This window comes from Nitrospira sp. MA-1 (assembly GCA_032139905.1).
Taxonomy (GTDB): domain Bacteria; phylum Nitrospirota; class Nitrospiria; order Nitrospirales; family UBA8639; genus Nitrospira_E.
Genome location: JAQJDB010000006.1, coordinates 684,430 through 699,601, shown reverse-complemented (window position 1 = coordinate 699,601; position 15,172 = coordinate 684,430). Strand labels below are relative to the sequence as shown.

Sequence of the window (15,172 nt, the reverse complement as noted above, 5' to 3'; positions counted from 1 at the left end):
CACCGCCTGAGGTAAAGACATTCCTTCCTTATCCTGAGATACTAATTTGCGCAACGAACCTGTACCCATTCATCAATGGCATCCCTAGGCATTGATTGCATATCTTCAATTGGATCGATTATTGATATTGTTAAAAAAACAGAGCTTGTTGGTAAGTTTCACACTAGGCTCAATGGGTTTGCTTCTTCCACGGTATTAATAGCCTGTATATCAATGTCGTTTATTATTTTCCTCACCTGAGAAGTTCTTCTTGAGCCAAATGTTCGCCACCATCTTTGGTAACAATGAGCTTTCCAAGCCTATTCATCGAAATCTGCTTGGATTCACACCATCCCATTAGCCGTTTACTTCCTATGCGTGTAAATTTGACTTTCCGGTGAATTAATAAAAACCAACGTGCAACACCCCGCTATTCCGACAACTGGCGCGAGTATCACAGTGATTTCCGTTTTCAATAACAGTCCCCGTCTCATCGTAAAACTGCCGTTTCAGTTGTCGGGGGGACATTAATACCGATGATTCCAGCACCAATAACCAGAAAATCTTAGGTTATCATTTATTTGTCTAGAACAGACTCGAGAAGAAATTTTAAGCCCTAAACCCCTGACAGAATCAACCTTGAGAACTTTGTCAATGACATCCTCACAAAATTACTAAGATTATCCATCTATTAAACAAGGAGAAAAATTCGTACACATTGAAACAGGCCACTACATGGACGATTCATTCCTACGTGTGGGAAATCAAGAAAAATACAGTCGGCATTTCATCTGACCGCCGATTTACGTCCTTCTACCCGAAAAAAATCATGACTTCACGTTTTGCCTTGAGGTGATGGCAATTCCTCCCTGTGACAAAAATTGCCAAGCTGCCGCCATACCTAGCTAACTGCGTTAACAACCTTGTGGTCAAATTTTCCCGCTCAAACAAATACCAAAATTACTCAGCCCGACAAGATGAAGACTAATGGGAGCACTTTAGAACTCACGGCACCTACCCTTCTGATTCCATTATTCAAAATGATCAAGAAACTATGGCATGTAATGGCAAATTGTTTCTTACCATTTTTGAATTGTCCTTGTCGTAACTTAGGCTATTATACTTGAATGCTTATTCATGTATGAAGAAAAAAGTAGGGATAGTCGCTCAATATAATTAATGAGTTAATAAACCCTATTGACTAAATTTGCCTTCGACCCAATTTTCCGCGTAACGGCCAAATGGGCCGTATCAATTCTCATTACAACACCACGCACTTGCAACCAATAACCATACGGCCTTGAAACGCCACGGTTTCATAGGAAGTGAAACTCGTTGGGTCCCATTCCGTTCTGTTCTGTTCGAAAATTGCTTCAAGGCCATGAAAAGGCCCGTGATTAATACGAATAATTTGTCCAGATTCAAAGGAAGCTAAAGGGGGGAAGGAAAACAGCTCCATTGTGAACTCTCTTCCTAATTGAGTCAATGATTTCTTCTTCCACTATTGCTGGTGCGGCACCAAACTTGACCATCCCTCAGAACCCCATGAGCATAAGTCACTTTCCGATATCGGTCTTCATGTCAACTCATATAAAGATATACCCTGGGAATAATACCTCTCCATCACTTTTCGCCTTATTTCGAGTCGATTTTAATCTCTTTCCTCTTAACTTGGACAGAAGATATAAACACCCAATAACTGTAAGTTGGCCTCCGCCACGTCTTCCTGACGAGCTTTACTATGAACCAGATCCCACCGAGAATCCGACATTATATTGTCTCCATCTTCATTAGAGCATATCAGAAAATTCAATTAACTCAACGCTTTACTCCAATTTTTTCGTTAGCATTTCTTAAATAAACATGAATGTATTTCTCATTCAACACTTCTCCTTTAACCTCATAGGCATTTTTCTGCTCCAATAACAATTGCCCCGACCTTTTAGTTGGTTCAACCTCCAACCATATTGAAGTGGATAAATCAACGGAGCTTGAGGCCCTAATTTCTTAAGCCATCCTGTATTTGGTTCCAGGCAACGAAATCTGTAATATTGTTTTAGATCTGTGGCAGAATACTCGGCAGTACTCATTCAGGAGGAACGATGAAATAGAAAAAGACTCCCTCCACGTTAATTTTCTTCCAGGTTTTTTGGTCCCCAATTGTCTATTGGGAGTTTTTGACGATCCCTGCCTCAGACCAGGCTAAACAAACTGCTATGCGCTCCCATTCAGGACTGCTGCAATGCAGCTTCTACGACCACACCACACAACAAGAGCGCGATAGGGATGCCGTCAACTGACTGATCTAGGTGGCGTTTGGGCCATAGTTGCCTATCACTGCTAGGGAGTAAACGTAGAAAAGCTAGTGTTTTCACCTCTACCCTTGCTGTTAACAATCAGGTCAGGGAAAGAACAAGGCTGATGGAGGGTATTATTGAGGGAGAGAACCAGAGAATCCTCATTACCGTTATTGACCGTTAGGACGTACGACTGCAGGTTCCAAAAGAAACCATGATGTTTTGCACCAGATAAGTGTTCTTGCTTTAGGCAAAAATCGTTGACATAGACTAGTCGGGCCCTGGATTAGGTAATCACAATGCCTAGATTTTCGGGAGTTCCACAACCAATTTCTGGATATATCCAGACGGCGATTTGAGGAGACACCTACGATCGCCAAAAAAACCTCTTCAGCATAGTTTCCCAAGTCTGAACCAGGAATTGTTCACTAATTCGGTCGACACTGAAGATGGCCTGACCTTATGTAACTTCCTGGACTGGACGGTCATGACGTGACACAGATCCTTATGTCCTCCCATTGGCGCTAAAAAAGTGTAAGGCAGCAAATAGGCCAGACCCTCTTACCAGGTGGGAGTGGGAGTGGGAGTAAGGGGGTCGGCCGAGGACTCAAACACCAAGTCGAGTGCCTCGCTGAACATACCGTACTTTCGGAGATAAAAAAACCGATAGGTTAAAAGAGGCATTGCCCAGGGGTTTATATATCCCTGAAAATTTAGCTTCGGAAATTGGCTTCTTTTACAATTTCATAATAAACTGTCTACAATTATGTTTCTCTTAATCAAAGAAGTTACCGCCTGTACAAAAGGCTCGCGAAAACCAGGAAAAATTTATCGTCGACCAGACCAACATGACAACTATTTTCAAATCGAAGATGCATCAATCTAAAGCAGTACCCCCTTATAGAGAGGCGCACGGATGAGCAAGATGCCCCTATTTCCCAATAATGAAAAGGAAAGACTCATGTCTGTTTCCATTAAAATTGACCAGCAAGTCAGATCTCGACACAGATCTTCCGTCCTGGCAATAGCCTCTTTGGCACTGGCACTCGGATGCTTTGGCCTCGTCCAGCTGGCCACTGCCCATTCTGGGCTTGATCCAGAAATTCATGAAATCACCGAGGAATTGATCAAGGATCCAGATAATGTGGATCTGCTAGTCCAGCGTGGGCAGGTCTATCGGTCCAATGGAAAATACATCGAATCCTTGCTTGACTTAGAACGGGCCTGGCTGCTGAATCGCGAGAACCGCACTGTCGCTTTACAACGCGCTTTGACTCTCTCTGCCCTAGGCCGTGACAAGGAAGCTAAGACCGCATTGGATTATTTTCTTGAGGATGAATCCGACCCGAAACGAGTCTTTGCTTTGGCCGAACGCGGGAGCATTTATTTACGAACTGGTCAATCTGAACTGGCCATTACAGACTTTACGTCAGCCATTCAGTTGCAACCTACCATTGAGCTATACCTTGTTCGAGGAAAACTCCAGGAATCTTTGGGAAAGCTTGAGGATGCGGCAGAAGGATATAAGGATGGTCTTGCCAAGCTGGGAAATGCCATCTTACTAAAAAATGGCCTCATCCGTGTACGGATGGTTCAAAAACAATACGGTGAAGCCCTAGCCTTGGTAGACAAAGAGATAGCTGGCTCGTCAGTAAAGACATCCTGGCACCTCAAACGGGCGGAAATCCTAGATAATATGGGTCGATCGGAAGCAGCCAGCCTCGCATATGAACAGGCATTAGCTGAAGCCAATCGTGTACTGGGAAAACGCCAGACTGCCATGCAACTACTTGCCCGCGCGGAAGTTTATCAAGCGATGGGTCGGATGGAAGAAGCCAAACAAGATCTCCGTGTGGCTATTCAAAAGACTCCGCACTTTTCCGAGGCCGATGACCTCTTAAGAAAATTAGAGAACCAATAAATACTAGCCATCAGCCCCTTACATAACAGCAAGTGCACTTGGAAAAATTAAATAAATCACAATGGATTATGGTGGCGCTGGGCTGTGCGCTATTTGTGCTGGTGACTTTTGTGACGCCAGCGACCGCCGCTGTGGTGCGGCAACCCTATCTACAACTCGTCACTCCCACCTCCGTCACGGTGGTGTGGCGCACGGACCTGAATTCGGCAGACAATAGCCAAGTGAAATATGGCACAGTGGCCGGCTCTCTGAGCCAAACGGCGACCGGTACGGCGGTCACACGCTCAGGACTCAACGTCAAGGATCACATTGTTACGATTACCGGGCTAACCGCTGCCACCAAATATTTCTATAACGTCGGCACCGTGACGAACGGTGTGCAAGTTACCGGCACTACTCAGCACTTTTTTGTCACGGCGCCCCCCGTCGGGTCGGCCACACCCGTTCGGGCGTGGGTGCTGGGGGATTCGGGCGACGCCAGTAACAACCAAAGGAATGTGCGGGATACGATGCTGACTGAGACCGCGCTGAATCCGCCAGCTCCCAACTTGATCTTGCACATGGGGGACATTGCGTATCAAAGCGGCACCGACGCACAATTTACCAACAACCATTTTAAGATTTACGAAGATATTCTCCGCCAGACACCTCTTTGGCCGACGCTGGGTAATCATGAGGTTCCGAACAGCTCCAGTTCCCTGGGCATTGGGCCTTACTACGAAGCCCATGTCCTGCCGAGCAGCGGCCAAGCGGGAGGGGTGGCCTCCGGCACCGAAGCCTACTATGCCTTTGATTACGCCAATGTGCATTTCATTGTGCTCGACTCCATGGACAGTAGTCGGGCTCCGGGCTCGCCGATGTTGACCTGGTTACAGAATGATCTGGCTGCCACCGGGCAAGAGTGGGTGATCGCCTTCTGGCATCATCCGCCTTATTCGAAAGGCCACGACTCGGACAATGCCGCCGACTCCGGTGGACGATTGGTCAATATGCGGGAGACGGTGCTACCCATTCTGGAGGCCGGCGGAGTGGATTTGGTCCTTGCGGGGCATTCTCATGCCTATGAGCGGTCTTACCTCCTGGATGGCGCCTACGGCTATGGCACCTCACCTAACTTTGCTACACCGTCCTTCAATACCCTATTGGCCGATGGCCATATTCTGGATGCGGGCAATGGCCAGCCCTCGGGCACCGGAGCGTATCAGAAAAGTGCCGGAGGTGTGTCGCACGAGGGAACCGTGTATGTCGTGGCCGGCCATGGGGGGCATGATCTTGATTCCACCCATCCCGTGCATCCGGTCATGGCGGTGTTTGATGTGGCCTATGGCTCGGTGCTCCTCGACATCACGGGCAGCAGCCTCACCCTCCGAAATCTGCGGGCAGGAGGCGCCATCACCGACACCATGGCTATTCAGAAGAGTGGGTCGCAACCAAACCCATTAACCCTTTCGAATCTGACCGTCGCCAGTGGGCAAACATATGTGGTGCCCGCCTCAGGCCTCCAAGCCGGCGGCACCGTCTATATCGACCGTGCCTATACCTTTACTACCGTCCCCTCCAGTGTGCAGGGCGCCACCTATATCCGAACCGCCAACAATGATAAAGCCGCGACGAATGCTGACTTTCTCAGCTTTACAGTCACTCAACCCGTCTCCGTATCGGTCGCTCATGACCTGCGTATCACCCCGAAACCTACGTGGTTGAGCACTTTTACTGATACCGGCGTGAATCTGGTGACCTCGGATACCACCCTCCGTCTCTTTGCTCGGTCCTTCCCCGCCGGCACCATTACCCTCGGGGGCAATGCTAGCGGTGGGAACAGCAGCATGTATTCCGTCATCGTTCAACCACAGAGTGGCGGAGGACCTGCCAATCAAGCTCCCAATGGGGTCATCAACACGCCGAGTGGGGCGCAGAGCATCCAGGTGGGCCAAGCCCTCACCTTTACCGGCACCGGCACGGATCCAGACAACAATACGCCATTCACCCATCGGTGGACCTTTGGCTCGGGCTCGGGCCTGGCCGATCGCACCGTGGAGGACCCCGGCTCCGGCACCTTTAATACCGCTGGCGTATTCACCGTAACCTATACGGTGACGGATGCCCTTGGGCTAGCCGATCCCACCCCTGCGACCATTCAAGTAACAGTCCAGCCACAAGGCACAGGCTTTACTGCTTACAATGACCTAGCCTGGGGATCAGGGCAACTCGAAACGAATATCACGAAGTTCACCTCTCCCGTCGGAGGCTCAGGCTTACCCAGCAGTGGCATGCTCAAAGATTTCACCACCGGCCTCGATACCGGAGTGACCCTGACGGTCACTGGCGGCGAGTTTATCGGTAGTGGCCAAGCCACTCAGGGCGCAAACCCGACCATGGGAGACGCCTTCACCATCTTTAATGGAAAAGTCAGTACCCTTGGCGTCATTTCCTATGTCAATCAAGACACTAACTCGCTCCTATTGACCTTCAATGGGCTCAATCCGAGCAAGACCTACGATTTGGCCTTCTTTGCCCATCGAGACTTTTACGGTTGGGATCGGGCCTCCCTCGTAACTCTTTCCGGACAGGACGCATTTATCAATGCGAGTTCCGCCGCCACCGATAATCCCAGTGAGGTCGGCGGGGTAATCTTCTCCGGGTCGTCAGATACCTCGACTCGGCTACCAGCAGATAATGATAAGGGTTATGTGGCGCGATTTAGCAACATTCAGTCCGGAAGCGATGGGAAGATCCTGCTCACCATTAGCTTTGATGGAAACGTCGCCAGCCAATACACAGGGAAGTATGGCAGTGCAATCCGGCTGATGGAGTCCGGTAACGGCGGAGGACCAGTTAATCAAGCCCCCAATGGGGTCATCAACACGCCGAGTGGGGCGCAGAGCATCCTGGTAGGCCAGGCCCTCACCTTTACCGGCACCGGCACGGATCCAGACAACAATACGCCATTCACCCATCGGTGGACCTTTGGCTCGGGCTCGGGCCTGGCCGATCGCACCGTGGAGGACCCCGGCTCCGTCACCTTTAATACCGCCGGCGTATTCACCGTGACCTATACGGTGACGGATGCCCTTGGGCTAGCCGATCCTACCCCCGCAACCATTCAAGTAACAGTATCTAGCACACCTCCACCCTCATCATTAACCCTCTCGAATCTGACCGTCGCCAGTGGGCAAACATATGTGGTGCCCGCCTCAGGCCTCCAAGCCGGCGGCACCGTCTATATCGACCGTGCCTATACCTTTACTACCGTCCCCTCCAGTGTGCAGGGCGCCACCTATATCCGAACCGCCAACAATGATAAAGCCGCGACGAATGCCGACTTCCTTAGTTTCACGGTCAATCAACCAGTATCGGTCTATGTCGCCCATGGAGATCGTATTACTTCGAAACCCTCATGGTTGAGCACCTTTTCGGATACCGGCGCGAATCTGGTGACCTCGGATGCGACCTTTAGCCTGTTTGTGCGGTCCTTCCCCGCCGGGACCATTACCCTCGGGGGCAATGCGAGCGGAGGAGGATTCAGCATGTATTCCGTCATCGTTCAACCCCAGAGTGGCGGAGGACCTGTCAATCAAGCCCCCAATGGGGTCATCAACACGCCGAGTGGGGCACAGAGCATCCTGGTAGGCCAAGCCCTCACCTTTACCGGCACCGGCACGGATCCAGACAACAATACGCCATTCACCCATCGGTGGACCTTTGGCTCGGGCTCGGGCCTGGCCGATCGCACCGTGGAGGACCCCGGCTCCGTCACCTTTAATACCGCCGGCGTATTCACCGTGACCTATACGGTGACGGATGCCCTTGGGCTAGCCGATCCTACCCCCGCAACCATTCAAGTAACAGTATCTAGCACACCTCCACCCTCATCATTAACCCTCTCGAATCTGACCGTCGCCAGTGGGCAAACATATGTGGTGCCCGCCTCAGGCCTCCAAGCCGGCGGCACCGTCTATATCGACCGTGCCTATACCTTTACTACCGTCCCCTCCAGTGTGCAGGGCGCCACCTATATCCGAACCGCCAACAATGATAAAGCCGCGACGAATGCCGACTTCCTTAGTTTCACGGTCAATCAACCAGTATCGGTCTATGTCGCCCATGGAGATCGTATTACTTCGAAACCCTCATGGTTGAGCACCTTTTCGGATACCGGCGCGAATCTGGTGACCTCGGATGCGACCTTTAGCCTGTTTGTGCGGTCCTTCCCCGCCGGGACCATTACCCTCGGGGGCAATGCGAGCGGAGGAGGATTCAGCATGTATTCCGTCATCGTTCAACCCCAGAGTCCTCCTCTGTAAACGGGCCTTTTTCCAAGCCTTACAACGTAATACCAAAGAATGGGGCCATCACTGGGTCTGCTGATCCCACTCCGCAATCATCCAAGTGAAAGCATATCCCCATCTCTTGTGATGGTTTTCTTTAAAGTCAGTTGTATTTGGGACGAGTGGTTCCTCAGTCAGTGAAATACTCCCGACGGGAACGAAAGGAGCCACTGATGAGAACAGACAGGAGGCGATGCAAAAAGGCCACTAAAGGCTCTCGAGGGATCTAGCAACCCGCGTGCTCTAGCGGGCAAGTAAACGCTTAACGCAGTGATGATGGATATGGGCTGGATGTTCACGGATAGCGGCATGTTGATCGAGCCAGAAAAATTGACGGGACCTCCTACCGACCGAGCTTTCCCGAATTGGGTGCTCGAGAATGGGGCGATCTTCCATGGACGACCAAAAGGTCAAGATGACGCACCCACGGCTCCGCGACGTGACCAATACGAAATGATCATATTTAAGGCAACGACGCAAGCTTTTCATTTCTCGCCCTAACCCGCCTCAAGAAAATGGTGACGCTGACGGCCCAGGACCTAAAGGTATTCCAAGAGCGGTCCCTTATGGCATTCATGGCTTTTACGATCCTCTTCGGCCCGCCCCATCCGGGCCGCTAAGCCTCATCTCACTGGACATGGACTTGAGCGACCAGAAGATGGCCAAGGGCTTTGGGAAGGTTCCATCGAAAATCATGTGATTGACGGCGAATTCGGTTCTGGAAGCCTTCAAAGAATGTCGACGTTTCATCATGTGAAGGTTCTGGCACAACTGCACAAGACACTGATGTCGACCAACCCTGCGACCATGTTTCCACTGGTTCGCCAAAACGAGCGAAAAATCAAATGCACCCGAGGCAGCGCGAGGCTCCAGCATTGACTGGGGCCAGTGTTGCTGTACTGCGAGAAGCAATTTAACCGTATGAATGGCTTTGCAGATAATGCTCAGGTCATGAAGACCATGGAGGAATCAAACCCGCAAAGCCCTTCGACGACGAAATTGGCGTAAAACAACCATGGGCGTCGCTCAGGATTTTTCAAAGAGTTTATTGTTAACACCTCTCTCGGACGCCAGATACTCCGTCAAAATGGGAAACCAAGACGATCATTTGTTGATAACGCCGAGCTTCAATCAGGGTCTATATTTTGTCTAGGAGTGAACGGTGGGTAACAAATCAGGTGTAGACATCTTCCGTTAATCGGTAAAACAAACCATGAGGATTTTACACGCTGCTCATTGAAAACAACAAGAAATGTTCGTACAGCTTGAATGTAGAATTTAATTACGACCATATTGCCAATATCATTCTTGCCGCCTTCGTATCCGCTTTGTTCAAAGTTAGGGAAGGAGCTTCGCTTCTGCAAAAAAGGAAGCTTTCGAATACAAAAAAACCCTTAATTCTCCGACTATTGAATTTGCCAATCTAGGGACGTAGTAGCGGGATAGCCTGTTGAGGTTATGGCCGCCCCATTCATTAACCATATCGCTACTGTACCACTAACTGTATTATGCCAGACGAGGTCGGCCTTCCCATCACCATTGAGATCGCCCACCTGCCGATTCACCCAATTTAACGAAACACTCCCCGGAAAGCCTGTCGATGCGATGGTCGCCCCATTCATAAACCACACAGCTACCGCACCTGAGCTCGCATGGCGCCAAACAATGTCGTCCGTGCCATTCCCATTCAAATCTCCCACTCCTGCAATCTGCCACGCTAAGGATCCACCTGACGGAAAACCCGTCGACGTAATAGTTGCCCCATTCATTAGCCACACAGCCACAGCCCCTGTGCTGTTTTTACGCCAGACGAGGTCGGCTTTCCCATCGCCATTGAGATCGCCTACTTGCCGGATCACCCAATCCAACGAGACACTACCTGGAAATCCTGTCGAGGTTACAGTCGTCCCATTCATAGTCCACACCGCCACTGCGCCACTGCTAGTATTTCGCCAGATGAGGTCAGCCCTCCCATCGCCATTGAGATCTCCCACGCCCGCAATCTGCCACACTAAAGGGGCCCCGGGTAAAAAACCCGTCGACGTGACGGTTGATCCATTCATGAACCACACCGACACTGCACCACTGCTCGTATTTCGCCAGACAAAGTCCGACTTCCCGTCTCCATTAACATCGCCGCCTCCAGCGATCTGCCATGCTAAAGACACCACGCCTGGAAACCCGTTAGAGGCGATATTAACACCGTTCATGAGCCAAATGGCCGAGGCCCCAGTACTGGTATTCCGCCAAACAATATCGGATTTTCCGTCCTTATTAAAGTCAGTCGAAGCAATTGGACCAGGTGGATAAGTGGAATTTTTGATAATGCTCATGGTGTCGGTGATAGCGCCTCCTGCCCGCAGATTTCGGAGGGTGAGGCTGCTGCCCGTGATGTCGAGGAGCACCGAGCCATAGGCCACATCAAACACCGCCATGACCGGATGCACGGGATGGGTGGAATCAAGATCATGCCCCCCATGGCCGGCCACGACATACACGGTTCCCTCGTGCGACACACCTCCGGCACTTTTCTGATACGCTCCGGTGCCCGAGGGCTGGCCATTGCCCGCATCCAGAATATGGCCATCGGCCAATAGGGTATTGAAGGACGGTGTAGCAAAGTTAGGTGAGGTGCCATAGCCGTAGGCGCCATCCAGGAGGTAAGACCGCTCATAGGCATGAGAATGCCCCGCAAGGACCAAATCCACTCCGCCGGCCTCCAGAATGGGTAGCACCGTCTCCCGCATATTGACCAATCGTCCACCGGAGTCGGCGGCATTGTCCGAGTCGTGGCCTTTCGAATAAGGCGGATGATGCCAGAAGGCGATCACCCACTCTTGCCCGGTGGCAGCCAGATCATTCTGTAACCAGGTCAACATCGGCGAGCCCGGAGCCCGACTACTGTCCATGGAGTCGAGCACAATGAAATGCACATTGGCGTAATCAAAGGCATAGTAGGCTTCGGTGCCGGAGGCCACCCCTCCCGCTTGGCCGCTGCTCGGCAGGACATGGGCTTCGTAGTAAGGCCCAATGCCCAGGGAACTGGAGCTGTTCGGAACCTCATGATTACCCAGCGTCGGCCAAAGAGGTGTCTGGCGGAGAATATCTTCGTAAATCTTAAAATGGTTGTTGGTAAATTGTGCGTCGGTGCCGCTTTGATACGCAATGTCCCCCATGTGCAAGATCAAGTTGGGAGCTGGCGGATTCAGCGCGGTCTCAGTCAGCATCGTATCCCGCACATTCCTTTGGTTGTTACTGGCGTCGCCCGAATCCCCCAGCACCCACGCCCGAACGGGTGTGGCCGACCCGACGGGGGGCGCCGTGACAAAAAAGTGCTGAGTAGTGCCGGTAACTTGCACACCGTTCGTCACGGTGCCGACGTTATAGAAATATTTGGTGGCAGCGGTTAGCCCGGTAATCGTAACAATGTGATCCTTGACGTTGAGTCCTGAGCGTGTGACCGCCGTACCGGTCGCCGTTTGGCTCAGAGAGCCGGCCACTGTGCCATATTTCACTTGGCTATTGTCTGCTGAATTCAGGTCCGTGCGCCACACCACCGTAACGGAGGTGGGAGTGACGAGTTGTAGATAGGGTTGCCGCACCACAGCAGCGGTCGCTGGCGCCACAGAGGCCACCAGTAAAAATAGCGCACAGCCAAAACTCACCACACCAATTTTCTTCATATTTACGATCCCTAATGTCCTAATGTTGGGGGGAAAAAGTCATCCCCAAATTTTTTAGAATAAAATGCGAAGGAAACTTTACTGGTTATATTGAGGCATCACAAACATGTAAGAGAATGCCTGAGCAAATCCAAAAAAATCAGATCTTCAAACCTTGATACATAACCTACGGTATGAATATATACAAATATTCATTCCTATAAAAATACCAATATAAGGCTAATACCAAATTAAGACTGTCAAAACTCCAGCATATCTCGTGCCCAGCAAATGTCAACTGGCGGATAGGCGGTCGAGAAAATGATCAAAATAGCTGGAATCTTGTTTTTAAAAGGTCATTTTTCTTTAAAACGAATAAACACTGTAGAAAAACCTGCGTCCTTTGGACATAATAATCATAGAGTTTTTTTATTGGGATCCCCAACACCCTACAAATTGAAGATTAATCAATACTTCATATGGGAATAACCCCACACTCCCACTCGTCCAATGCTTCCTTCCCAGATAGACCTCAGTTAATTTTCTTTTTAAGGACTTTTCGAATATTTCAGATTTAAAATTTGCTTAAGCTCTCTCTGACACAAAGGAAGTTAACCCATTTCCTTACAATTCAAATAAAACTTGGAGACACCTCCTGAATTTATAAATTTTTGAATGAATCTTTATACTCCCCTGGTCTCTTAGCATCAGGAGCTTCCAAGAAAGGAGCAAAGGTTTCTCCTGCATTTCCATTCACATACTCCAATCCGATGATGTCTTATGGACTACTTCATCATGGTATTAAATTCTCATCATGCCTTTCAGGTGATCTAGAGACGCCTCCCACACGTAGCTTATCTGCAGCAGGAGAGCCCAATTTCCCCAAGTATAAACTATTCTAAGCCTTCTCTGTGCCTTTCAAACGTGAGGCCTTTTGGGCTTTCTTCATTAGCTCGCATAAAGCAAGTGGGGGGCAATGCCGGAAGAGGTATAAATCTTATCCTCTTTATTCCGTCATGCCCCCCAGCTCTTAGATGAGATTCCGCTCTTCCCTGGCCTACTCAACAATTCCCTAAAGCGTTGGGCTCCAGCTTGACGTGACCCCCGTTTCTAGCAAGAAACGGGAATCACACTTAGCAGAACTCTCTTTTCAAAAAGTGCTTCAGGCTAAGGTTGAATTTCCCAGGAGGTCGATGCGCTGCCGGGGAAACCAGCGGAGGTCAGAGTCGTCCCGTTCATCAGCCACACAGACACTGCCCCACTCGTGGTATTTCGCCAGATGATATCCGCGTTGCCATCGGCATCGGTATCACCCACCTGTCTAATTTCCCAGGCAGAGCTCACCACACCTAATGAGCCGGTGGAGGAGGGAGCCGCTGTCCCATTCAGCAACCATACCGCAGCACTTCCATTCGTGTGCCGCCAGACAAGGTCGGCCTTGTCATCACCGTTCAGGTCCCCGACTCCCTGGATGGACCAAACTGTCGACGCAGTGCCGGGGAAGCCAGCGGAAGTCATGGTCACCCCATCCATCAGCCACACGGCCACAAGGCCGCTCGTGGTATTGCGCCAAATGATATCCGCCTTACCATCGGCATCCGTATCACCAACTCCCGAAATTTGATACGCCGAACTCACCACACCCAATGAGCCCATGGAGGAAGGAGCCGCTGTCCCATTCAGCAACCATACCGCAGCACTCCCATTCGTGTGTCGCCAAACAAGGTCGGCTTTGCCGTCACCATTTAGATCCCCCACTCCCTGAATTTGCCAGGCCGTGGATGCTGTGCCGGGAAAACCAGCGGAAGTCATGGTCACCCCGTTCATCAGCCATACAGCCACTGCGCCGCTCGTGGTATTGCGCCAAATGATATCCGCCTTGCCATCAGCATCCGTATCACCCACTCCCGCAACCTGCCATGCAGAGCTCACGCCTCCTAGAGAGCCCATGGAGGAGGGAACCGCTGTCCCATTCAGCAACCATACCGCAGCATTACCATTTGTATGTCGCCAGACAAGGTCGGCTTTGCCATCCCCATCCAAATCATGGCCAACAGAACCAGATGACTCAATCAATCGGACTGCACTGCCATACTTTCCCTTGTATTGCTCACCCGCACTTCCATCAAAACTAATAGTCAGCACCACGATACCATCGCTGCCGGGACTCACCTCACTCCACCGCGCCACATAGCCATTGTCATTGTCGGCCGGTAACCGAGTTGAGCTATCCCCAGGACCAGAGAAAATCACACCCCCAGGCTCACTGGGATTATCAGTTGCCACCGAACTCGTATTCGTTCGCCCAGCCGTTCCGGAAATGGTCACAAGGGAAGCCCGATCCCACCCGTTCGCATTTCGATGAGCGAAATAGGCCAAATCGTACGTCCTGTTTGGATTGAGCCCGCTAAAGGTCAACACGAGGGAACTGCCAACAGCATCGACATAGGAAAGCGCGCCCTGGCCGCTGACCTTGCCATCAAAGATCATAAAGGCATCTCCTGTGGTTGGATCTGCCCCTTGAGTGGCCTGGGGAGCACCGAGATATGAGCCCCCCGTAACGGCTAGGGTGACGCCGGTATCGACACCAGTGGCAAAATCTTTAAGTAAGCCGGTACTGGGCAAGCCAGAACCGCCATCTGGCGAGGTGTACTTCGTGATATTCGTTTCGAGCTGACCGGTACCCCAGGCCAAATCGTTATATGCGGTAAAACCCGCCGCAGCGGCCATAGACGCCGTCCCCATAACCAACATAGCAGTCGCTAGTGAACCCGCTACCCACCCTGAAGACCGACATGTATTCCTTTTCATAAATCCGCCTTTCCTTTTTTCCAGGAATAAGACCAAATCTTTCATGGAAGCCTATCCTTTCAATAAATCTCCACAAAAAATCTTTCCCGGGCAATGGTTAACACACCTATAAAATATGAATATGACCGCATGCTGAATTGGCTGTTTCCCTCTCAAACGGATTGAAAGTGGGGA

At 50.8% G+C, this 15,172-nt stretch carries 4 protein-coding genes; 2 read left to right on the top strand and 2 right to left on the bottom strand.

Features of this window, described 5'->3' with window-relative positions; translation table 11 throughout:
- Window positions 1-3,237: 3,237 nt before the first annotated feature.
- Window positions 3,238-4,197, top strand: a complete 960-nt coding sequence (locus PJI16_10550; protein MDT3777997.1) for a tetratricopeptide repeat protein — start codon at window positions 3,238-3,240, stop codon at window positions 4,195-4,197.
- Between the two features lie 38 nt (window positions 4,198-4,235).
- A complete protein-coding gene (locus tag PJI16_10545; protein MDT3777996.1) occupies window positions 4,236-8,501 on the top strand; it encodes a PKD domain-containing protein in 4,266 nt (1,421 codons plus the stop codon).
- 1,430 nt (window positions 8,502-9,931) lie between these two features.
- Here the strand turns inward: PJI16_10545 and PJI16_10540 are convergent.
- Together PJI16_10540 and PJI16_10535 are read right to left on the bottom strand one after the other, a co-directional pair.
- Window positions 9,932-12,208, bottom strand: coding sequence for an FG-GAP-like repeat-containing protein (locus PJI16_10540; protein MDT3777995.1), 2,277 nt, complete (start codon window positions 12,206-12,208; stop codon window positions 9,932-9,934).
- Window positions 12,209-13,354: 1,146 nt separating this feature from the next.
- Complete coding sequence (locus PJI16_10535; GenBank protein MDT3777994.1) at window positions 13,355-14,998, bottom strand: VCBS repeat-containing protein; 1,644 nt, start codon at window positions 14,996-14,998, stop codon at window positions 13,355-13,357.
- Window positions 14,999-15,172 lie beyond the last annotated feature (174 nt).